28 protein-coding genes are annotated in these 21,867 nt (G+C 45.2%); 9 read left to right on the top strand and 19 right to left on the bottom strand.

The window, feature by feature from the left end:
* Nucleotides 1-4: 4 nt before the first annotated feature.
* From ACYVH9_RS08800 to ACYVH9_RS08790, 3 genes are all read right to left on the bottom strand, one after another.
* Nucleotides 5-1,879 (bottom strand): hypothetical protein, encoded by a 1,875-nt coding sequence (locus tag ACYVH9_RS08800; RefSeq protein WP_460635932.1) that lies wholly within the window; start codon nucleotides 1,877-1,879, stop codon nucleotides 5-7.
* Between the two features lie 11 nt (nucleotides 1,880-1,890).
* On the bottom strand, nucleotides 1,891-2,496 hold the full coding sequence (locus tag ACYVH9_RS08795; protein WP_460635931.1) for a hypothetical protein: 606 nt from the start codon (nucleotides 2,494-2,496) through the stop codon (nucleotides 1,891-1,893).
* Nucleotides 2,497-2,670: 174 nt separating this feature from the next.
* Nucleotides 2,671-3,213, bottom strand: a complete 543-nt coding sequence (locus ACYVH9_RS08790; RefSeq protein WP_460635930.1) for a hypothetical protein — start codon at nucleotides 3,211-3,213, stop codon at nucleotides 2,671-2,673.
* A gap of 753 nt (nucleotides 3,214-3,966) precedes the next feature.
* Between ACYVH9_RS08790 and ACYVH9_RS08785 the strand changes: the two genes are divergently transcribed.
* The 4 genes from ACYVH9_RS08785 to ACYVH9_RS08770 all read left to right on the top strand — a co-directional run bounded on the left by ACYVH9_RS08785 (nucleotide 3,967) and on the right by ACYVH9_RS08770 (nucleotide 5,609).
* Nucleotides 3,967-4,152 carry a hypothetical protein gene (locus ACYVH9_RS08785; protein ID WP_460635929.1) on the top strand — a complete coding sequence of 62 codons (186 nt, stop codon included), beginning with the start codon at nucleotides 3,967-3,969 and terminating at the stop codon, nucleotides 4,150-4,152.
* Between the two features lie 36 nt (nucleotides 4,153-4,188).
* Nucleotides 4,189-4,461, top strand: a complete 273-nt coding sequence (locus tag ACYVH9_RS08780; RefSeq protein WP_460635928.1) for a hypothetical protein — start codon at nucleotides 4,189-4,191, stop codon at nucleotides 4,459-4,461.
* A 272-nt stretch (nucleotides 4,462-4,733) separates the two neighbouring features.
* On the top strand, nucleotides 4,734-5,168 hold the full coding sequence (locus ACYVH9_RS08775) for a response regulator (protein ID WP_460635927.1): 435 nt from the start codon (nucleotides 4,734-4,736) through the stop codon (nucleotides 5,166-5,168).
* A gap of 258 nt (nucleotides 5,169-5,426) precedes the next feature.
* Entirely contained in the window at nucleotides 5,427-5,609 is a 183-nt protein-coding gene (locus ACYVH9_RS08770; RefSeq protein ID WP_460635926.1) for a hypothetical protein, read from the top strand.
* Between the two features lie 119 nt (nucleotides 5,610-5,728).
* On the opposite strand, the gene ACYVH9_RS08765 is transcribed toward ACYVH9_RS08770, so the two are convergent.
* From ACYVH9_RS08765 to ACYVH9_RS08735, 7 genes are all read right to left on the bottom strand, one after another.
* Nucleotides 5,729-5,932, bottom strand: coding sequence for a hypothetical protein (locus ACYVH9_RS08765; RefSeq protein WP_460635925.1), 204 nt, complete (start codon nucleotides 5,930-5,932; stop codon nucleotides 5,729-5,731).
* Nucleotides 5,925-6,191, bottom strand: a complete 267-nt coding sequence (locus ACYVH9_RS08760) for a hypothetical protein (protein ID WP_460635924.1) — start codon at nucleotides 6,189-6,191, stop codon at nucleotides 5,925-5,927. The genes ACYVH9_RS08765 and ACYVH9_RS08760 overlap by 8 nt, the downstream gene beginning before the upstream one ends.
* Nucleotides 6,169-6,522, bottom strand: coding sequence for a hypothetical protein (locus ACYVH9_RS08755; protein WP_460635923.1), 354 nt, complete (start codon nucleotides 6,520-6,522; stop codon nucleotides 6,169-6,171). Before ACYVH9_RS08755 ends, ACYVH9_RS08760 begins: the two co-directional genes overlap by 23 nt.
* 236 nt (nucleotides 6,523-6,758) lie before the next feature.
* The gene (locus ACYVH9_RS08750) at nucleotides 6,759-7,049 is read right to left on the bottom strand and encodes a hypothetical protein (protein WP_460635922.1); all 291 of its coding nucleotides are present in this window, start codon (nucleotides 7,047-7,049) and stop codon (nucleotides 6,759-6,761) included.
* A gap of 34 nt (nucleotides 7,050-7,083) precedes the next feature.
* A complete protein-coding gene (locus tag ACYVH9_RS08745; RefSeq protein ID WP_460635921.1) occupies nucleotides 7,084-10,014 on the bottom strand; it encodes a hypothetical protein in 2,931 nt (976 codons plus the stop codon).
* A 160-nt stretch (nucleotides 10,015-10,174) separates the two neighbouring features.
* Entirely contained in the window at nucleotides 10,175-10,384 is a 210-nt protein-coding gene (locus ACYVH9_RS08740; protein ID WP_460635920.1) for a hypothetical protein, read from the bottom strand.
* A gap of 82 nt (nucleotides 10,385-10,466) precedes the next feature.
* A complete protein-coding gene (locus ACYVH9_RS08735) occupies nucleotides 10,467-10,706 on the bottom strand; it encodes a hypothetical protein (protein ID WP_460635919.1) in 240 nt (79 codons plus the stop codon).
* Nucleotides 10,707-10,872: 166 nt separating this feature from the next.
* Between ACYVH9_RS08735 and ACYVH9_RS08730 the strand changes: the two genes are divergently transcribed.
* The 4 genes from ACYVH9_RS08730 (at nucleotide 10,873) to ACYVH9_RS08715 (ending at nucleotide 14,450) form a co-directional block, all read left to right on the top strand.
* On the top strand, nucleotides 10,873-11,220 hold the full coding sequence (locus ACYVH9_RS08730; protein WP_460635918.1) for a helix-turn-helix domain-containing protein: 348 nt from the start codon (nucleotides 10,873-10,875) through the stop codon (nucleotides 11,218-11,220).
* Nucleotides 11,221-11,307: 87 nt separating this feature from the next.
* On the top strand, nucleotides 11,308-12,153 hold the full coding sequence (locus ACYVH9_RS08725) for a hypothetical protein (RefSeq protein WP_460635917.1): 846 nt from the start codon (nucleotides 11,308-11,310) through the stop codon (nucleotides 12,151-12,153).
* A 20-nt stretch (nucleotides 12,154-12,173) separates the two neighbouring features.
* The gene (locus tag ACYVH9_RS08720; RefSeq protein WP_460635916.1) at nucleotides 12,174-13,871 is read left to right on the top strand and encodes an ATP-dependent nuclease; all 1,698 of its coding nucleotides are present in this window, start codon (nucleotides 12,174-12,176) and stop codon (nucleotides 13,869-13,871) included.
* A 30-nt stretch (nucleotides 13,872-13,901) separates the two neighbouring features.
* Entirely contained in the window at nucleotides 13,902-14,450 is a 549-nt protein-coding gene (locus ACYVH9_RS08715) for a hypothetical protein (protein WP_460635915.1), read from the top strand.
* 581 nt (nucleotides 14,451-15,031) lie between these two features.
* Here ACYVH9_RS08715 and ACYVH9_RS08710 read toward each other — a convergent pair.
* Nucleotides 15,032-15,478 (bottom strand): hypothetical protein, encoded by a 447-nt coding sequence (locus ACYVH9_RS08710; RefSeq protein ID WP_460635914.1) that lies wholly within the window; start codon nucleotides 15,476-15,478, stop codon nucleotides 15,032-15,034.
* 343 nt (nucleotides 15,479-15,821) lie between these two features.
* Nucleotides 15,822-16,010, bottom strand: a complete 189-nt coding sequence (locus ACYVH9_RS08705; protein ID WP_460635913.1) for a hypothetical protein — start codon at nucleotides 16,008-16,010, stop codon at nucleotides 15,822-15,824.
* 183 nt (nucleotides 16,011-16,193) lie between these two features.
* On the opposite strand from ACYVH9_RS08705, the gene ACYVH9_RS08700 reads away from it, so the two are divergent.
* A complete protein-coding gene (locus tag ACYVH9_RS08700) occupies nucleotides 16,194-16,568 on the top strand; it encodes a hypothetical protein (protein WP_460635912.1) in 375 nt (124 codons plus the stop codon).
* A gap of 35 nt (nucleotides 16,569-16,603) precedes the next feature.
* Here ACYVH9_RS08700 and ACYVH9_RS08695 read toward each other — a convergent pair whose 3' ends face one another.
* The 7 genes from ACYVH9_RS08695 to ACYVH9_RS08665 all read right to left on the bottom strand — a co-directional run bounded on the left by ACYVH9_RS08695 (nucleotide 16,604) and on the right by ACYVH9_RS08665 (nucleotide 21,727).
* Entirely contained in the window at nucleotides 16,604-16,774 is a 171-nt protein-coding gene (locus ACYVH9_RS08695; protein ID WP_460635911.1) for a hypothetical protein, read from the bottom strand.
* A gap of 320 nt (nucleotides 16,775-17,094) precedes the next feature.
* Nucleotides 17,095-17,481, bottom strand: coding sequence for a hypothetical protein (locus ACYVH9_RS08690; protein ID WP_460635910.1), 387 nt, complete (start codon nucleotides 17,479-17,481; stop codon nucleotides 17,095-17,097).
* Nucleotides 17,482-17,859: 378 nt separating this feature from the next.
* Nucleotides 17,860-18,186 (bottom strand): hypothetical protein, encoded by a 327-nt coding sequence (locus ACYVH9_RS08685; protein ID WP_460635909.1) that lies wholly within the window; start codon nucleotides 18,184-18,186, stop codon nucleotides 17,860-17,862.
* A 418-nt stretch (nucleotides 18,187-18,604) separates the two neighbouring features.
* Nucleotides 18,605-19,465, bottom strand: coding sequence for a manganese catalase family protein (locus tag ACYVH9_RS08680; protein ID WP_460635908.1), 861 nt, complete (start codon nucleotides 19,463-19,465; stop codon nucleotides 18,605-18,607).
* Nucleotides 19,466-19,658: 193 nt separating this feature from the next.
* Complete coding sequence (locus ACYVH9_RS08675; RefSeq protein ID WP_460635907.1) at nucleotides 19,659-19,805, bottom strand: hypothetical protein; 147 nt, start codon at nucleotides 19,803-19,805, stop codon at nucleotides 19,659-19,661.
* 134 nt (nucleotides 19,806-19,939) lie between these two features.
* Complete coding sequence (locus ACYVH9_RS08670) at nucleotides 19,940-20,848, bottom strand: LEA/WHy family protein (protein WP_460635906.1); 909 nt, start codon at nucleotides 20,846-20,848, stop codon at nucleotides 19,940-19,942.
* Between the two features lie 75 nt (nucleotides 20,849-20,923).
* A complete protein-coding gene (locus ACYVH9_RS08665) occupies nucleotides 20,924-21,727 on the bottom strand; it encodes an FRG domain-containing protein (RefSeq protein WP_460635905.1) in 804 nt (267 codons plus the stop codon).
* Nucleotides 21,728-21,867: the final 140 nt, after the last annotated feature.

Below are 21,867 nucleotides of genomic sequence, written 5' to 3'. Positions count from 1 at the left end.
ACAGTTAAAGTATTACAAGATAATCCAGAAGAAAGGTGGTGCCCCCGGTCAGGGTCGCATCCGTCGAACTGAGCACCCAGCCAGTGGCGGTTTTACTGGCCACATAAAACTTGTTCATGGCCATGCCCGTCTGGTTGTTACGGGCCGTCAGCAGCACCACTTTAGGGGCGGCTGCCAGGGCGGTGGCAAACGTCAGGGTGGCAATGGTTTGATTGCCCTGCGGGTTGGAGGCCGTGACAATTTGCAGGGTGCCCGCCATATCGGTGGACCCGGCCACAATGGAGACCGTGGCCCCAGCTCCAGCGCCAACCCCTCCCGTTACGGAGGGCTGGGAGCCGGTGGCGGCAATGCGTCTAACGGATAGGTCGCCGTTGAACGTGTTGGCCCCCGTAAAGGTGTTGGTAGTACCCAGAAGTGTGGCGGGATCGGCTCCGGCGATTTCGCGGAAATCCAGCATCGTCAGATAGAACGTGGCGCTGACGGCCGCTCCGTTGTTGATCAGCATCACCGGCCGGATAAAGGCCGTCCCCGGACGGAACATCATGTTGGCCGGATCTTCCGTAGTGCCGGGGTTGATGCCCTGAATGGTGGCTTCGTACTGCGTCCAGACGTTGGGCACCAGTCCATTCGAGAGTGAGGCCGCATACATATACGTATTGCCTTCCATGACGTTAGCGACTTTGGTGCCCGCGGGCAGGGCCGGACCCGCCCAGGGTGCCCGCAGGGTGATTACGTTGCCGGAAATGCCCCCCGAAGCCCACGTCCCGCCGTTGACGGTCGAGTAGGATGCCTGGTTCGACGACAGATTGCGCGAATAGCCGTAGTCGTCGTATTTCTGGCCCAGCCCGTTGGTGTAAGGGTACCAGGCCATCTGCCGCTGGGAGGCCGTGGCTCCAGAATGCCACCCGGCGGCACTCGTCAGGGTGACGGTGGTTTGGCCCGGATTGAGCGCAGCCGCCAGGGTCGTCTGGGCCGATCCGTTTACTTTCATGAAGTGCTGGGGCTGGATGGGCTGCCCATCGACATCGTAACAGATGATGCCCAGAAAACACCGCCCATTCGTATCGTAGTTGGCCCCGCCCGCGTCACCACTGCGGGCCACCAGCGAAAGCCGGTGTTTGCGTAGCAGGTTAACCCCGATCAGGTCCGTAATGCGGAAAAAGCCGTTGGCCCCCAGATACCGAATCGCGCCCGCTCCGCCCGCGGGTGGGGCCTGGGTGCTGTCGAAGGAGAGTTTCGAGAGATCGCCCGCTACGAAGTTGCTCAGATCGCCAAACTCCATGTTGCCATTGGCGATCAGGTTACCCGTCACCAGGGGCTGGCCGCCACCGAGTTGAAACAGGTTGCCCAGCCGCTCGATGACGCCATCGCCCCGCTGTAACACCAGCTTATCCTGGGTGCGGTTCATTCCGCTGGTCCGCAGGGGCAGGGCCGCAGCCGTCAGCGTACCGGGATCACCTTTAGGGCCAGGGTCACCCGTATTCCCCTTGGGGCCGGTTGGGCCGGTATCGCCAATATCGCCCTTATCCCCCTTGGGGCCGGTTGGGCCGGTATCGCCCGTATTCCCTTTGGGGCCAGTTGGGCCGGTCTGGCCGGTATCCCCCTTAGGGCCAGTGTCGCCCGTATCCCCCTTGTTGCCTTTGTCGCCCTTGGCCCCCTTGAGTTCGACGTAATTTCCGGGCTGGCCATCGGCCCGCGTAAAGCGTAATTGAGTGCCGTTCCAATTATGGTCCGGCGTGTAATTCTGGGCCGCCAATTTGGCCACAAAGGCTTTTAAAAAGGCCCGAACCGTAGCCGCACTGTTAATGCGTGGCTGATTGGGGGGCGCACTTTTAATGCCTTCTTCAATCATCAATAAAATTTCATCGACATTGATCATGGTAAGAAAAATTAAGAATTGAATTCAAAAGAGAAGGATTCATCGAAATCCGGCGACAAATCAATTAAACACTCATCGTCAATGCCTTGCAGGTAATAGGCGGGCTGCTGAACGTTTCCGGAGAAGGTCAATACGGTTTGATTGCGACCCAATACGCCGGATCCTGTACCAGCGTTGACCGATAAGGCCAGCGGTTGATCGGGCGTACCGACACAGCGAAAAAAGCCGTTCCGATCCGCCAGGAAAGCAATCCAGCGAACATTCCGGTTTTGATGCAACCAGATCCGGGCGTCCGGCCGGACCTTCGGAATGGTCAGCTGAATGGAAGGGGCGTATAAAACGCCCTGACTGGATGAATTGTCGGGTTCGGCGAACTCCCCGGATCCGGGCATGATTTCTACATCGGTCAGGGTGTAGTCCGGCTGAAAAAACAGGTGCTGAGAAGAAAGCGTAAAGGCGGGATATCCCGACCGGCCCGGCAAAGCAAACCGTTCCGGCCGCAGGATCCGAAGCTGATTCGCGGGCATGATCCGAAGCCGCTGGATCCCGCCTGCGTTGGTTTCGCCTTCGGCTGCTCCCAAGCCTTCGGCGGGTGTATCAAAAAGTTGTAAATACATGGGGCGAACTTCGCCCGGCTGAATCAAAAAAAGTAGGACACGAAAAGGGAGTAAACAGCAAGTTTACAGCCTGAATTCACCTAAAAATGGGATGTTTCGGAGCACAATAGGCAACAAAAAAACCGCTGGACAATCCGGCGGTTTTCTGGACACGTTTTTGCAAAAAAAGGACACCTATCCCGCAAAACTGGCCACGTTTTTATTTTCAGTTTTCATTGCCCCCGTAGCAATCACCGCCCGTTTTTCGCTCACCGACAATTTGTCAAAAAAGGCGTCAGCATCTTTGGAGGACCGGGCCACCAGTTTCCGTACGGCATCCGACGTGTAATGGTCTGGGCTAATCTGGTATTTATCTGTAAAGCGTTCGGCGGCTCCGTTCAGGCTCGGATAAATATCCATCCGCCCCTTGCACCAGCCAATGGAATAAAACTCAAACAGTACTTCCAGCAACCGCCCCAGCTGCAAAAGCCGATCATCCGTTACCAGGCAAGGCCGAAGCGGGAATTTTAATCGTAAGTGCAGCCGATCCGGATCCAGGAAGTCAACAGGGGCCAAATCTTCCTGATCAATTTCCTGAAGTTGGTAGGTACAGAATACGGCGGCCACCAGTTCGCCCAGGCGCGAATTCCGGCGTACTTCAATCGCTTCTTTGCCAAAAACGTGCGAGGATTGAAAAAACTCTTTAACGTGACTTTTGACAGGGATAACTAAGATCATAACTAAAGGATGAATGGAGGTATAAGGATGGTGTACATAAAGGCATACCCCTTAATGCAGTCCGATAAATGTAAGTATTTTCTACCGCTCAGAAATAATGCCAGTTCGAAAAATATGGACATTTTCAGCCGTATGTGGGCGCACAACAAAAACCGTACTTACATTCTTGTATTTTACCAAGTCTCCCCGACTCATCAAATTATGACCAATACCCCGCTCCCACTTTCACAACTGCGCAAGCTGCGTAGGTAAAAAGTGGAAAATTTCTTTAACTTTTTAACTTCCTAAACACCCTACCTAAACAACTGTATATTAACACTTTACTCGTTTACAATTCTTTAACTTTTCTTTAACTGACCTCGATATTTTTTTTAACCGACCTCATTTTGCCAAAAATGACCTCCCCTTCATGTTTATTAACTCTTTATTTTCTTTAACTTCTTAAACGTCGTTAAAGAAAATAAGAAAAGTTTAACGATTGATAGCCAGCTAATTATCAGTAAAAATCCGCTTGGTTTAAGAAGTTAAAGAATTTTTGAAAAATTCTTCTTGGAAGGTTGCAAGGAAACCCAAAGCCCTGGTCAGGGCGCAAAAAAAGCCCGAAAACGGGCTGCTTCATTCGTCTTGAACTTTGCACAAAAAAAAGATTGAAAGCGGTTTTCGTTTTTAGTGATTAAAAAGGAGAAATAAGGGCTGGAAAGTTTGCGTAGTTACTACGCAGTTTGTAAATTTACATCAGCTAATCACAACAGCATGAACAAAAAAACCCTACAAGATCTGATTAACACGCACCGGGCGCAAATGGAGTATTGCAAACGGGTTCTCGACAACCACTATTACGATTTGGAAGAACGAGACGAAGAAACCAAGTGGATCAACCGCTATCTAAAGCACAAGCAAATTTTAGAATGGTTGGAAAGTCAAACACCAGATGAATAAGAAAGGGGGCGAAAGCCCCCATAACCCCTATATAACATGGTTAAGAACAAAGAAACATTGAACGACGCCGAACAAGGGTTCGCGGCAATGGAGAAGAAAACAGAAGAGACCCTAAAGATTATTACCCCGCTGGGTTTTACGCTCGATACGGCCGAATGGCTGACCATTGCGCGGTATTCCAAAAAGTATGATATCCCACAAAGTACTATTACCAGTTGGATATCCAGGGGCGTTATTCCCGCCGATGCTGTTCAGGATCTCCCAGAGCTGAACAACATCCGATTAATTAAGGATCAGCCCTATCGTTAATGCCATATTGTTGTGATATAAAAAAAACCGCTGGCAGTGCTGGCGGTTTTTTTATGCAGTCCAACAAACGGAGGTTTATTTAAAGTTGAATGCAACTTTTTACCTACAAAACTGGACTTATATATCAAGGAATAATCGGAAACGTATCTGGCAGTTGCATCGGTCTGATAGCTTGCGCTATTGGGCCGATTGTTTTTGGGAAGGTTATAAGCCAATGTGTTGATAACAAAACTTTAAATTTTTGAGTTGTTAATTAGCAGATTAGGACAGCCATGAAGACCAAAAAGTTGATCTTTTTTATTGAACATGATGCCAATAAGTGGGCAGTGATTCAATACGCCTTCCAACAAGCCAAATGTCCCCATTTAATACAAAGTTTTGCCAATGATACAGCTTTGCTTACTCACCTGAACACGGGGCATCAACGCCCAAATCTGATAATAATAGATCATGATCCACCCCATGTCGATGGAATTCAGTCTTTAAAAATGCTTAAAGAACAGCCCAAATTCCGTCTCATCCCCGTTGTTATCTGGAATAATCAGACTTGTGAAGATGACATTCGAAAATTTTACGACATGGGAGCTACTTCCTATATTGAAAAGTCGTCGGAATTGGATAAGCTCGTTCCTCAGGTTGAGCTCTTGAGTAATTATTGGTTTGAAATTGTCCACCTACCGCCCAATTCTATATTTAGGGAATACTAAAATGCTTTGTGTAATTAGGATATGGGAGTTTCGTGAACATTTCGAGAAGTATAATGTTAAACGTATATAAGTTGCGTAACTTTTATAGTTCGCATACTCTAATCAGTTCACACTGAGTTTCTTTTCCGCTCCTTTAATTGAAGCTGTCGGTTTAGCTTCTCCCAAACCGTCAGACATCCATTGTTACTTATTTTCTCGGTTGTGTACAGAGATAGCAACGACCTCCGTCCACTGGTGTTTTATTCAGAAAACCTGGAATTGAGTATTGATCTGCTCAATCATTATGTTAAACAAGGTTTTACCATTGTCTCAGCTGTTTTGAGGGAGCCAGAGAAAGCGGATATGCTTTTACCTCTGGAAGCCTTCGATGGTGAGCCGGTTAAGGAATACATTCAGCGGCTTCAAGAAGAATGGGAAAAAATCTTAAAAAGTAGGTCATAAAACGTGGATTAAAGAGTTAACTTAATAAGAAAGTGATGTGAATAAGCCAGAAAGCTTGAAACTCGGTGCAGAAATCAACGTACAGTAAACGGTAATTTCCGCACCGGAATTAGTAGACTCTACCCATTGGGCATTAATAGGGCTTCACGGATCCCAGAAGTTTGGTTGATTATATAAGTGAAGGTGCAGAGCGAAAAACCGTTATCATTCATCCATTCGGCGGCTTTCGCTTCCGCTTCATCCATCGAAGTGGCTTGTAGTTCAAATTCCCACACCAGGCAAAAACCGGCGTGGGTGGCAATCTCAACCAGATATCTATTCATAGCGCGGCCGGTTGTTTTGCTCTGGAATCACTTCCACCAGCGATTCTTTATCCACCAGGTTCCAAAAATCTCCCATGGAATGATAAAAGGCGTTGGGGTCGCCCACTTCCAGGAGCCAGATTCCCACCGTCCGGAAGTCGCTGGTAACGCCCTTGTTCATCTTATCGACGACTGCAAACAACCGCTGCCCATTTCGAGATTTCCACCAGCTATATAGCGCCACCGTTCGCACCGCCTTAGTTTCCTGATTCGCTTCCATTCTGGGCTTGCATTTGAGCGTGTAAATAGTCTCCAGTAGCTTCGTCTACAATCAGCACCCGACCTGCAATCAATTCATTAATCAGGTGCTCCGTAGCGGACAGATCATCGACAGACTGACAGTTCACCAGCTTATCCGCCAGTTTCAGCATGATATCACGCATCATGAATATTGGCTTATGTTCGTCTGCTGACAGTTCAGTTAGGAGCTTTACCCGGTGTTTATCAGCGGCCTTTTTAATAGCCGGTTCCATCTCCGTTTTGGCCAGCATCACCAGGGCGACATTCTGCACCAGGAATTGTACGACTTTGTTTCTTTGAGTGGCAGTCATTGGATTAGTCGTTTAATTCCGCGAAATAGAAAGCATAAGAGGGCCGTAAGAAAGGCCATGCAGATCAGGCCGGGTAACATCACGATCACGGCAATTAGGAGAGCCAGGCAAAGGCTGGCCAGGTTGAGAGTTTGAAGGAGGATCATTACAGAGAAAATTAAAGGATGAAGGGGTGGCGAAAAATTGCGGGATAATTTTTCGCCAATGTGAATAAGTAACCTAAAGGTGGGCGACCGTCATTTCGTCCTGATCCTGGCCGTAGGTTCTTTGTGGCCAGTGGGCTGAATGAAAATTTCCTGCCGGTCACCGGGTACGTTCGTGATGAACATATAGACCGGCGACGTGCCCGGATGGTCCTTTACAAACCATTTGTGTTCGTTATTCAGCACCATCAGAAAACCCGGCAACGTGACCGGCTTGATCACTCCTTTGCCGCTGGCCCAGCTGGTGGCCACATTGACCAGGTGCGCTTCCAACTCGTTCATTTCGGCTTGTGGCCGCAGGGACTCAACTAAAAATTTAGACATGGTTATGGTTAATTAAAGGATGAATGAGTACTCGTTAATTCTTGGCGATATCGTTGATTTCGGCGTCCGGCGTCCGGATGTAGATGAATTCTTTAGTAATGTCTTCTGAATTCTTCCGGATGATCAAACCCTGTTTATTCAGCAATTCAGCGGGATTATACTGGTAGTTGTTGAAGCCGCACCAGGCTTTCAGCGCCCGCTTAAATTGCTGACTGCTCATCTTAATTTTTGAGGACCGAAACAGATCTTCCTGGGCATCTTCCTTGATAATCAGCCGATCCAGCCGCCCGCCCTCCGGAGAGAAAAAGGCATCGGCCCAGGCACGGAAGTGATCCCCCATCACCGCGATCAGATTTCGTTTTGACAGGTTCGATAATGGCGCTTCCAGCTTCTCCTGGCAGCCCAGATAAAACTTCAGGCATTGGGCCATAAAGTTGTAAAAGCGGTTCCATTCGGTTTCGTCGAAATCATCGAACAGATTCAGCCCAAATTCATCGGCCGGGCTACGGCTCTCCCGGTAGTCGCCCGTATTCTCGTGGTAATAGTCTGAGAAGGCAACGTATAGCTTCCTCCGTCGGCTGGATGGATCCGTGTATCGATCCCCGAAATTGGTGTCGAACAGCCACTTTGGCGAAACGGCGTATTCCAGTTCAAACGACCTCTTTTGTTTAGGGTTAATGGTAGTGGCCGAAGTCAATGGCGCATAAAAAAACCCGAACGGCAGGTTTTCGGCGGCATCTTCCATGTGCACGATATCCGTATCCTGATCCACATTCTCCAGCAAGTGCTTATTATCCACCAGCTGCGGGTTCCGGCCGTCCAGCTGAACTTTCGTTACCAGCTTGTAAATCCCTTTGGCCAGGATCCCCTTACCGGCTCCACCGTGCGATTCCGAGTTTTCGGAAATCTTGGCATCCATCACGAAAACCGCCCAGGGCTTTGCCGGATTTTTGTAGCGGTGCAGCAAATACCCGATGGCGTAGATCTTATTGATCAGGTGCATTTTTTGCTCCTGTACTTCGTCGTCAGTCAATAATTCGCCGTCGATGGCAAACTGGTACTTCTTCCGGTACTCGGCTTGTCGCTCCGGCGTACTCCAGTATTGCATGGCCTTCAGATCATCGGGCGACAGGTTATTATCATCGCAATACGATTGCTGGGCGGCCTTATCCATCAGCCCAAAATCCAGCCGGTCTTCCAGTTCTTTGCGCCAGTGGCTCCGGCTGGTCTGGATCAGAAACTTCAGGAACAGCGCGGGATCATTACCGATCTCGATATCATACTGGCCATCTACCTTGCTAATGGTGAACATATCGTTCAGGATCGAAACCGGCCGCTGAATCACTTTGTGCTCCCAAATGTGCTTATCCAGATTTCCAGCCTTCTCTTCTGCAATTCCCTCTCCCGTAATCTTCCAGGTATTCTTCGCAAAAAACAGGTACTGATAGTCCTGGCCGTAGGTCTGAAAATCGCCGTCGAAAAACGCCAGGTTTGAAATACTGGTATCCGACAGATAGGGCGTTTTGTACATCGCGTTCCGCAGATCCACCGGATACCGCCGATCTTCCAGAAAGTTGTGGATGAAGTCCTTTACGGCCGATGGCTCGATCTTGGAAACGATATTGTTCTGTTCCCGGATAAAGCAAAAACCGTCTTTCTCCTTCGGTGACTTGTACCGCGCAAAACCGTTCAGACGCAGGAAGTTGTAGGCGTGTACGTTGTTAAATTTGTATTCCATCAACAGCTTACCAAACTTCATACGGGGTTCGCCATCCCGATCCAGCGCCACATCCTGATCCCAGAACTGATACGGTAATGCCACTTTAACCAATTCCAGAAACTCGTTCTTCCGGTGGTATTTCAAATAATCCCTTACGTCTTTACAGGGGTTGCCGTTGTTATCCATCCGCTTCCGGAGTTCGTCCGGAAGGCAGATCGTCCGTATCTCCAGGTATTGCATCGCCAGTTTGTGGGCTTCCCGCTTGCCAGTGATATCAATATCCGGAAGGTTGTAAATCGTTTGCGCCAGGCGACACAATGTTTTATGATCGGCCGGAGAAAGCAAAGCCGTTTCGCTGTTCTGCCAGACCACCGCAAAGCCCATGGCGGCTACATTCAGGGCATCCGACCCGCCCGTACAAATAATGATTTCTTCCAGCTTCTCTTTGGCTTTTTTCTTCTTTTTGGCGGGTTTGCCATCATCATCCAGGTCTTCTTCGCCCGACGGATCTGTATTGGCGGCCACCAGTTCGGCCACTTTCTTTTGAGCCTGGGCGAGTCCGTGGATAAAATCGATCGGTTTTTTGCCGGTAGACTGAAACCGGAACTTCTTTTCGGCCTTCGGTTTGTAGAGCTTCTTCCATTCGCCTTCATCAATCAGGAACATCGGAAACAGTTCCGTACTGATATACTGGTGGGTTTTGCCTTCTTTGGTTTGGGTGTACGATTTGAGGCATTTGTAGTGATAGTACCCACAAATCCGGGAGCCTTCCACTATTCGGGCTTCGTCGTTCTGGCCCAGGGTATTCCAGGCATTTGTGGAAAATAACGCCTTCAGGTCATGGATCTCGAATTCTTTGAACTCGAAATTCATTTGCCCCTCCCCTTCATCGGGTTTAGCTGGCCAGGACTTATAATCGGGCTTTGTTTCCGGAACGTCGGCCCCTTCGTATTTGTAGAAAGCCGCCACAGCTTTCAGCGCCGTCACAAAATCAGATCCGTCCAGGTATTGCGCCACCGCCACGGCATTCATGGCTTTGTCGCTGCTACCAAAATCCTTTACGATGTATGTTCCGGTTTTATCGTCTTTTTTAAGGCTGGCACTGGCCGTTTTCTCTTCCGGCCGAAGCTTAAATTTGCGGGTTCGGTGGTTCACACTTTCGGCTGCGTCCGGAAAACGGTATATGATATACGAAAGCCCGCCATCGATGGCCAGCAACTCCGTTATCTCGATTTTCTTCTTCATGGAAATTGTAAGGATGAATGAGTTTTGAAGTTTGGGTACAGCTTCGCCACTGGCAAAGCCAGGCCAGCAGAACACTGGCAAGATTAACCCCTACAGTTTTCCCATAATTGGACGCCGAACCCTGAGCGCATAACGGTCAAGTTCATAGCGTAAGGCGGGTTTAGTCGTCGCACCCGTAACGGGTTACTAAAACTCTGGTGATCAGTGATTCAATGGAAAGCATAGTTTGCCGAAAGTGCTTCAGGCCTGGCAGAAACTGAGACTGATAGGCGGCTGATTCGACCATCAGCCGGGCTTTCTCCAGGTAAGAATCGGTACGGGAAGGAAGGGTATCTTCCTCATACTCATCAATAATCGTTTGCAAGTTCATGGGTTTATTAAAGGATGAATGATTTCTGATTAAAGTACTGATCACCAGATAATAGACGATGAACGGGGGGTACGGGGGAAACTCAAGCGGACTTCGTTTTCAGACTCTCCACCACCTGTTCGACCAATTCGGTAAACTGCGGATCGCCAGCGTGCATAAACCAGGCGTTTCGCCAACGGTTGGCATTGGTCAGCTTGTTCAGCTCAGGGGCCAGTTCGGCCACAGCTTTTACAACGTCCTGTTGTCCCAGGGCTTCAGGAAGCCGGTCTTTTGCCGCCTTCATGCGGTTTTTCCAATACTGCGCGGATGTGACTTTTTGCATTACATTTTAAATTAAAGGATGATCGTAATTCTTGCTCAATGCACGTAATCCGTGTACATTTAGCACTCTTATGTACCACCAAAATGGGTGATGCACATTTTAAGTGTGCAATATCACATCCAAAATTTGTATACGCAAATTTTTGGTGAACATTTTATTGTCACTAATGAGTTTTGGAGATAGAATAAAGAGATTGCGGGAAAGCAAAAAGATGTCGCAAGACGATCTAGCACGTTTGATGGGCAAAAAACATCGTAACGTGATAGGCACTTGGGAGAAGGATAAAGCTGAGCCTTCTTTGTCAGATATTCGCAAACTCGCCGAAATACTCTCCACTACTACAAACTATCTCATTGAAGGTATCGAAACACCATTGCCAACGACTGTACAAGAACTTCCAGCTGGCTATGTAATGATGAAAGCTGAAGAAGTAATCGAAATGCAACGCCGGTTACTGGAGAAGCAGGATGAGAAAATTAAGAAGCAAGAAGAACAGCTTGAACGTAAAGAGTGATGCCCTTCTGGGCGCGTTCATTTTTGCATACCGGACTTATAATTGATTGTACACCTATCAAGGTAATAAGTATAAAAATAATTCTCTATGTCCTACTTAGCAAATGTCTTTAAAGTAATGATTGCTTCTCCTAGTGATGTTTCAGAAGAACGAGCACTCATTAGAGAAGTAATTAATGAATGGAACGCGGTTCATTCTGAAGACAAAAGGATCATCTTAATGCCTATAGGCTGGGAAACACATGCTAGCCCTGCTTTTGGTCGTCCACAAGAGGTAATTAACAATCAAATCCTACAAGATGCAGACTTGCTTGTCGCCGTCTTCTGGACTCGTATAGGAAGCCCAACCGGAAAAGCCATTAGCGGCACAATAGAAGAAATAGATAAACACACCAATGCTGGCAAACCAGCAATGATTTATATATCTGAAGCTAAAGTTAACAGGCATGAACTTAATCCTAAGCAGACTAAAGCACTGGATAAATATATAAAAAAGACTAGGAATGATGCTCTGACTGAATCGTATGAATCAACTCTAGAACTACGTGAGAAATTTAGCCGCCAACTAGCCTTAACTGTTTTGCGTTATTTTAAGAGAGAAATGACTTTTGAAATTGTCGAAACGTCCACCACAACAAACAGCCTTTCTGATTCGGCCAAAAGGTTACTACTAGAGGCTTCAAAAGATTATAAGGGCATAATCTTTAATACGTCATCCTTCGGAGGAAGATCCATAAACACCAACGACATTGAGTTTATACAAGAAAGAAACCCTAGAACTGAAGCATATTGGTTAAAAGTTCTTGATGAATTAATTGACGCTGAATTGATAAAAGATGAAGGTTATAAAAAAGAGGTATTGAAAATAACACAAAATGGTTATGATTTAGCAGATAGTTTGGGTCTAAAAGAAAACATATCAGGTGCAGAGTAATATTCATAAAGACACTATCCATGGAGCCATCTATTACAGTAAGTGAAATTGAATTTAAAGACGGTACAACGGTCGAATTAAAAAAAAATGAGATTATTGCTCTAGTTGGACCTAACAATGCAGGAAAAAGTGCTACACTGAGAGAAATAACAGATTCAATAAAGCAAAATAACGTAACTAATATTATCACTCAATCGGTTAAAATAAACAAAGAAGCAACTTCTGAAGAATTATTCAAATTCATTTCCGAAAACTACAAAAATGACATTAATTTATTAGACCATTTTAGAATTGGTGATCGTTCAATAAATAAACAAGGAATAGAAATAAGATGGAATGAATCAAGCAATTGTTTATATGAACTGGCAAATATATTCCTCTTACACCTTTCTACAGAAAGCAGGTTACATCTGTCTAATTCACCTGGATCATTTAATCTACTTAAAGAAAACCCTATCCATCCAATTCAGTATTTATATAAATATGATTCATTAGAAAAAAAATTTAGTGAATATTTCAAGCAAGCCTTTGGACAAGACTTAATTGTTAACCGTGGTGCAGGTTCTTTAATTCCTTTACACGTTGGAAATAGACCTATGCCTAAAGACGGTGAAGATAGACTTTCTGTTGACTATTTAACTGAATTAAACAAATTACCTACTATTGAAGATCAAGGCGATGGGATGCGTGGATTTGTTGGTGTTCTGTTGAGCGTCTTCGTGACATTTTCAAAGATTGTACTGATCGATGAACCAGAGGCTTTTTTACACCCGCCCCAAGCATATCTGCTAGGAAAAATGCTTTCAAAAGATTTACCTTCAAATAAACAGATCTTTTTAGCAACTCACAGTGAAGACCTCTTAAAAGGATTAATTGACGGTAATGCAGATAGAATTAAAATTATTAGAATACAAAGGAGTGGATCAAAAAACGAAGTCAAAGAATTAAATAGTGAAGATATAAAAACACTATGGAAAAACCCCCTTCTAAAATATTCCAATATTCTTGATGGAATTTTTCATTCCAGGGTGATTGTCTGCGAAAGTGATGGAGATTGTAAGTTTTATTCAGCAGTGCTCGATTCTATTATTAATTCAGATGAAGCAATTCCTGATTTCTTATTCGTCCATTGCGGTGGTAAAGATCGAATTCCTGACGTTATAAATCCACTAAAAAAATTAGGAGTTAGGGTAAACGCAATTGCAGATTTTGATTTACTAAGCAATAAGGAAAAAACAAAAATAATATTTGAAAGTTTAGGAGGTAACTGGGAAAGCGTGGCAAAAGATTACAGTATTTTTAAAAATAAAATTGACGAAAAAAAACCTGAAAGAAACACAATTGATATAAAAAGCGAAATAAATGACATTTTAAATAGTATTACAACCAAGGTATTACCTGAGAACAAAGTCACTGAGATACAAACTATATTAAAAAAATATTCCCCATGGGCACAAGCGAAAGAAATGGGAAAAAACTTTATTCCAACTGGAGATCCAAGGAAAGCATTTGACAGAATGAATGAAGCTTTTCAAGGAAAAGGACTTCATATAGTAGAAGTTGGTGAATTAGAATGCTTTTGCAGAGATATCCCAAGTGGATCAAAACCTAAATGGCTAAATGAAGTATTAACAAGAGATTTAGCAAATGATACTGAGTTAGAAGAAGCCAGACGTTTTGTTAAGCGATTGATTAATATTGATAAGACCACTATTTAAATCTCATTTTCACACAATCGGAAATTAGATATGGAGATGCCTTGTATAATTCGATTTAAATCTGAACCAATTGATTTAAAATCGGCAAATGAATTCTTGTACAAAAAGAATACTTCAAAAAAGATACGAGAACTTGCCAAATATGCATTGTTAATTGAGAATACGAATAAACGAAGAGATGATGATAATCTCTTTAATATAGAACCTGTTCTAGCTGAACTTAGCAAGCCCACTATCTTAAAACAGTCTGGATTTGATACTTTAAAATGGATTAAAACAGGTGGAAAGATTTCGATTGAAACTGAAAAATTAATACCTGGTGGAAAGTTATATAGAGCCGGTGAGGGTATTGGAAGCCGAGTTCAAATAGTTCAGGTATCAAAACCGTACTTAGTGGTAGAACACTGGGAAGCCGAACATACTTTTTTTTTTAAGATTGCATCTATTTCTCGCCTAGACGCTTTTTTGAAGCATCAAAAAGTTGCTTTCCATGAAATAAGCTTTAAGAGTTGGGATGCGTCAGTTTATGACGTTCAACCTTTAACCGCTCCAGACGTTGACGGGCTTTCCCAACAATAAAGCAACGCAACTCATCCACTAGATCTTCACCTACAAGAACTATTTCGGTGTCAATTAGATCTATATGAGCCATGTGAGTTGATTTTACATTCTCTGGACTATCTAAAAAGGTTACATTGGATAGATAATCGATCCTCTTTTCAATTGATTGAGGAGCGAAATCAGCATTTTCAGAATCAATAATTAGCATGGGCTTTATATGTCATTATAAAGTTAGAATTAAACCTCCTGTAAAGATAGATAAGAGCTTTCATCGAACACTTGGACAACTTCTCGCATGAGCTATTCTAATTTTCTAGTAGTTCTGAAACCATAAAGTGACATTTCTTTTGGGCGCTTTTGCTATTTCTGTTACCCTATTCAATTCACAAAGCTTTGAATAAATTTCCTAATCGATTCCGATTTTTATACATATAACTGTTTATCAACCATGAACGATTTCCCTACGAGTGCACCATTATTGCTTCAAATAAGCCAGAAAGCCCGTTTTTTACGGGCTTTTTTCGTATTCTCTCCCCAACTGACTGCCGCATAAATTTTAAAAAATGACTAGTTGAAAGATATTCAGTTTATAGCACGTTTTATGGACAGTGCAATTCGCGAAATTTACGGATCAGATCAATGGCATCATCCATAAAGAAAGGTGAATAGCTTTTAAGTGGATCGTGCCTCAATCGGAAGCCTCTAGCCACAGTCCTTTTTAATTCCTCTATATGGACTTGAATATTTGTTGGGGGTATAACGATGAATTCTTGCTGGGTATTTATTGCATGGCAGGTGTGAAGAATACGCTCCCATTCTTCCTGTAACCGTTGTATGGCCTCAGAAACAGGTCTGCCATCCAGGGCTTCCAAAGGTAACGCAGTTTCAGACCCATTGAGCTCCTGCAAAACAGCCGATACAAGTGTGTACCCTTTCCGAACAAAGGAGTTAAGAAAATCAAGGCTAATTTCAAGGCGTGTCGCACCAAAAACAAATGACTGAACTTCCCGACTAGTGGGATGTAAAAGGGAAAAAAGTAAAAGCACGGGTGGGTCGATTTATGATAAAGCCAAAGAAGTTAAGGCATCAAGTTCTTCATCCTCTCTAGAATGAGTTGTCTCTTATCGATGAGCTGTTGAAGCCGATCAGAAATTTGCGTATTGATCAATTGCTGGGCTTGTATGCGCTCATTCAACTTCATACAACTTTCTTGAAACGTTCGACAGGCGCGACTGTATCTTTCATAATCAAATTGGTGCATTTTCTACCGGATTAAACGAGTAGCTCGACCAGCAGCTTAGATTACAGAAGCGGGAAAGGGACTCAGCGTGAACTAATTAGGGATGAGTGGCGAGATTAACGTGATACTTTATACGTATAACGAGCGAATTACCTAGATGGTTTATTTCCGTCCACTTTTTCTCTCCTATCCAATCGTTGATAGATGCGGATTAGGGTAATTGCATCCGCGATTAGAGAAGCGGGAAAAGCTTTGAAGGGATGATGCCTCAGGTGAAAACCTTTTGAAACCACCCATTCCAATTCCTCGAGATGGCCATGAATTAAGGTTTGGTTCATACGAGTAGTTGTTTATTAAGGTAGCTACTCGCTTTCTATTAACCAGGACTACTAACCGATTGGAAAGTTAGGAAATGGATCTCTAACACATTATAATAATCGTCCAGTTTTTAAACTCACAATCACAACCTTTCAATACTTTAGGAGGTCTTCCCTGAAAATACTAAATCCCTTACGTTGCATATGAAAAGCTCTACACTTCGCTTATCACTGTTATTGATCATCGTGCTGGCCACAGTACAATGCAGATCCAAGGCCGAAATAGAGCCTAGCCAACAGACATTGTGCGGTATCAAAGATCCTATTAATAACATACAATGGCTCAATGATCAGTTTAAATTATTTATTGGGGGACCAGCAATCAATGGAATACTTGTTTATGAATATGAAGCGAAAACAGTTATCGAGGTGCAAAACGGTCTTTCTAGCTCTACCAATCAGCATCAATATTACTGTGATGGCCAGAAATTAGACTTAGATGATCCTTTGGCTTTCAACAAATACAAAAAGGAGCGCAAAGAGCTTAGTATTCTCTATGGCGTAAACTTATGGAAATAGGTACCTGGCTGACTTAAATAGGATTACCTTAAACCTCAGTTTGCTATCAGCGGTCTACCTCCATAGAAATCAAACTCATCTTGCTGACCTGTTGCCGTTTTGTAATGAATGGTTGCAGCAAAGCTGTTTCTGGGGGATGAACGCAATTTTTTGTAATCAACTTTGGTAATTGTAATGACTGTGCCAACCCCATGCTTATCTTCCATTAACAGATGGGCTATTTGCTCTATTTCTGCAACCTATTTAGCGATTCTAACTCCATTTGGTGAAATTAACTGTAAGTCTAACCTAACAAATCGATCATTATTTATATCACAGCTTGAAAGAAATAACACAAGTAAATTGGCTACGATAGGTAATGACTTTCTCATGATTGATACGGATAATGAGTTTGAGATGTAAACTATAACGACATATAATACCTAATAGTATAAGTATATAAAAAATGCATAATAATATTAGGTTGAATATCCCAGTCTATAAAATGTCCGATACAGGAAGTTAACCTAATCAAAGATTACTTCAGTTACTCAAACCATAAATACAAAGTTGCATCAGCTAACCCAACCACAATCGTCCCATTCTGATACTGCTCAGTAAAACTGATTTGACTTTTGATCTTAACCGTGTCATTGGCTACTTTGGCCAAAGTCCAGGTTTCACTGAAAGGGCTATTGCCGGAAGGTGTCGTATACGTTGCCTTAGCGGAAGTTGGGTTAATTTTTGTGACGAAAAGAGAAGATGAAGGTTTATAATACTCCAAAGCCGCATCTGGGTTCATAGGCCCCGTTACTTTGATCAATTGATAAGTACCGGCTACAATCGTTGCAGCGTCAGGCTCGTTCAGTTCAACGTTCCGTTTGCAGCCCATCTGCAACGTAACAGAAAAAAACAGCAAGAGTAGCTTTTTCATATAGGCTTAGAGTAAATGTTAATTTAATCATACAAAATGAATGCCAATCAAACTATAGTCAACTAACTGTCCGTTTGTTGAACTAGCCCATCGTTTTTACGCCCTTCCTTTCCCCTCCCTCAAAAAGGAAATTCGACTTTCATTCAAATCAAACGAGTGCACAAACTAACGCAAAAAGCCCGTTTTACGGGCTTTTCTGAGTATTCTCGCCAGCTAATCTGGCCTATAGTTTTTATTAGGACATACCTTTCAGCCCATTTCCCCCTCAACTCCCTGCAAGTGGTCAGCTATCCGTATTTCGGCCTTTCCACCAAAAAAACAGGTCATTCTGCCAATAGGCGCATGGTTTGAAATAGGTCGTTTTACAAGGGCAAGCCATTAATTCTCACCGTCTGGCGCAAACTCAATGACCGATTGTACGTGCTTATAATCAGAAATAATGGGATGCCCCGAAGCAACACCACGGCTGTACGAACAGATTAAGTATCCGCTGTCGTTTTTGAAGATGGCCATCACCACTTCACTGCTCGTCGCCGACACCCGACCGACCGCTTCAGTCACCAAGGTCTCATCTTGAAAATAATCAACTTGATAAATCCGATCCACCAAGGGTTCATAGCCCAGTTTCCCCAAATGATCGACAATGCGTTTATAAATTCGTTTGAGTTGGACCTCTTCGGTAATAAAAGGGATAAAAAACTTCATGATCGACGGTTTTGGAGTTCTTAGCCGTCAGCTCTGTACAAGAGGGGCAAATAAAGCTCAATTGAAAACCAATACTTTCCGAAAGGTAAGCTATATTCTATCACTTAGTCAAGAAAAAATCCGGATAAGATCAACAGGTTCAAGATAGGTAAGCCCATGTCCTTGTAGCCGGACGCAAAAACCTTTCTAATCATGACCTTTAACGGCAGCGACTCAATGGATAACAAATCGGGCAACTATTCCAATAATAAATTCATAATCAGACAATTGCCAGTAAACCAAGCAATCAAACAGCATTCATCTATCGTTTTTCCGACGGTTTTGCTCCTATCAAAAACAATCTCCCGGGGAATCCCGGGAGATTGTTTTTGCCATTTACGGTCGAACAGAAACCCCAGATTAACCGCTTCCGGATGGCTTACTGTTTCTCATTCGCCTTCGTCATCTGCTCCGTTTGGGCATAAGCACTCGGCATGGGCGGCCCCAGCACGGGTTCATTGCCAAAAGGTCGGGCAGGTTCTTCCCGGAAAGTCGACCGACCATCCACAGACGTTCCCGCGGTCCAGCGCCGATTTTGCCCTACGGACGCTTCTTTATCCAGGTTGGTGTTCATGAATACGTAACTGAACTCCTGATGCTCATTGGCTTGCGGAAAACTGTTGGGAATGGGATGAACCGTACGCAGGTCGCCATGACCAAGTTCTTCCAGCACCGCCAGCCACTGATTCTGGTGCATGGTATCGCGGGCGATCAGAAAAGCCAACATGTCTTTCATACCGGCATCATTCGTCAGTTCATAAAGGCGCGTAGCCAGCAACCGCCCCGTCGACTCAGCCATCACATTGGCGTACATATCGGCGGCTGTATTGCCCGAACTGATCACCCAGGAACCATTGAAAGGCACCCCGTTGGCATCGGCAGCCATAGCTCCCAATCCGCCCGAAAGGTATTGCCGGGGGTCCATACCGCCCATGATGGCTTCCACCAGAGGATTCTTACCCACCAAATCATCGATCACGTCGTTGGAAGCGCCTTCCAGATTCAGCGCAACGGCCGTAGCCAGCATCTCAATATGCGAGATTTCCTCCGTTCCGGTATCCAGCAGCATATCGCGGTAGCGAACCGGTCCGCGGGAGTTCCAAGCCTGGAAGAGATATTGCAAACACACCCGAATTTCGCCTTCAACTCCCCCAATGGCTTGCTGAAGTGCCCGGGCAAAAGTTGGGTCTGGCTTCTCGACCCGCACTTTGTACTGCAACTTTTTGTCGTGATAAAACATAATGATACTGGCTTTTAAAATGGTTGATTGCAAGAAGAACGCTACCAAGAAGCGCTAAGTAAGAAGTAGGCTCTGGAAAATGAGGTTTCGGTACAGGCCAGCCAATGCGGTCGATTTACTGGTCAGCGCAACCCGGTTTTGGCGGTTTTCTCCATACGGCTATCTCCATAAACAGGGGCCAAAATCCGGTCAGTTAGTGACTCTGATGCGCTTTTTTTCGCTTCTTATCGGCTTTCTTGCTACCGTTTTTTTTCCTCTTTCCCTCGGTAAAAATGATCAGCAACGTGGCCGCCAGCAGCAGCCCGATCAACGGATACAGCAAATCGCTCCTATTTTCCATGGTGTAAGAAGGTTACCACTAAGCATGGATAGAACTGCGAATTGGACGGTGGGATTAAGATGGTTCTGCCCAAATGAGTATTTGGACCGACCCCCCTTTTTCGAACGAATGGCCGCTGCACGCTCCTGGGCTTATCAATCTTTTTTTAAGTCGGCCAGTGTGCCACGGGCAACCGTCATCATTTTGCTGTTATGAAACGACGGACGCCCTTCTTTATCGATAATTTTACACCGGAACGTGACCTGAAAAGGCGTATCTTTTTTATCAAACAGCATTTTGGGCAGCAGTTCCAGGGTATTACCAGGCCGCATCGTCAGTGGAAAAACGACCGGCGTCGTGCCCTGCTTTTTAATCTGAATGGGCTCCGGCTGATGGCCTTCCGCAATTTCTTTCCCGTCGATAGAAACCGTATAACGTGTGTCCGCGAAGCTAAACGAAAACCGGTTTTTGTTGGTGATACTTACTTTCGCGGACACGTCGGTCCGCTTCAGGCCCAGCTTTCCAAAATCCAGGTCTTCAACCTTAATTTCGGGCAGGTAAAATGTAGGCAAACGGCGGGTAATGGTCTGGGTAAAGGTGCGCTCGCCCAGAATCGGCACATCCAGATCAAACGAACTACGCACCGTATACGTCGTACTATCAATGTCTTTTTGGTCCAATGTTTTAAGCACCGCCAGAAGTTTTTTGTTCATTACCTCCATCGGTAGCGTCACCCAGGTGCTGTCGCCCGATTTGACTTCTATCGGTTTTTCGTAAGCATCTTCAATAATGGGCGTGTTGGCCATCAAAATGGTGTAATTGAGCCGGCTTGCCTTAAAGCCAACCGGTAGCGGATTATCAATCAACAGCTTGACATTCATCTTAATCCGGTCGTCGTCGATATCCGTTATTTCGAGGGCGCTCATCTCCAGCCGAGGTTTGAGGGTGTTGTTAAAAGCTCCGCCTTCGTTTTCGGCCTTACTTTTCAGACGACTGTACCAGACATACGCGCCAATGCATCCGATCAGGAGAAGTGTTAACGCAATAATCCATCCTTTTTTCATAGTCTAACGTTTGAGAACTGAGAAATCACAAGGCAATTTGATGGTTGTGATCAGCTAGTATCCAACCATTTTCGATCATGGTTGGTTAAGTCTGCTGGCTGGCAGGGGAAAATATTGCCGACGCAACCAGCGGCTTAGTCCGTCAAGCCCCGGAAAAAGCACCCGCTCATTGATATTGGCCTGGTCCAGTTTATCCCGGATTTCCCACTTCAATGTATGGGGGATTATAATTTTTCGGTAACTGTCCGGATGCCGCAGCAGCCATTCATCCAGGCCCAGCGTTGGGGAAGAAACCACCGAAAACAGCGCGTATTGATTGATAATGCGCTCATCCATCGAGGGTGGCTCAAAAAACAGTGCACAAACCGGGTCCGACAATTCATCCAACTGCGCCAGCGATGTAATGCAGTGCAGCATCTCCACCGTGAATACATCGGCCCCTTCCCGGATTAATTCCTCAATCAGATGGGTTGGTAAATGGGTATGAACCTTCTTATAATTGACGCACCAGATGGCCCCATCCTGGTGATAGCGATCGAGGCAAGCCGTTGCAAAATGCAAGGCAACGTAAGGCGAAAATGTCCAATCCATCAACCGGGTCGGTAAACCGTGATGCTGCGCGACTGATAGCCAGTACCAAAATGAATCCTTTTCCAAGGCTACCCGGTAGGCATATTTCTTAAAATTTCGGAGCAGGTGGCCTTCCAGTCGGTCATGGTCAACACCTAAGCGCATCAGGGAGGTACTGAGCTTGAAGTTAGCATCGGCCAGCCCCCGAAAAGCAAACGGCGAACGAAATCGGTTGAGGGCAGGCTCCCAGGCATCTTCATACAAACATTCTATTAACTCATTCCAGGTATTGATTCGAATTTCGCTCATACTGACAGGTTACCACGTACGGTTCATCACCTGTTTGGCTTAACCTGCTTTTCGTTCGGTTGGTCTTCCAACAACGCGAAGGAGTGAGGATTTGGCCGGTTGGCCGCTACCTCATTTCGGCAGCTCCTGGTAAAACCATT

This window comes from Larkinella harenae (genome assembly GCF_054780515.1).
This window is presented reverse-complemented; position numbering and strand designations above follow the sequence as displayed.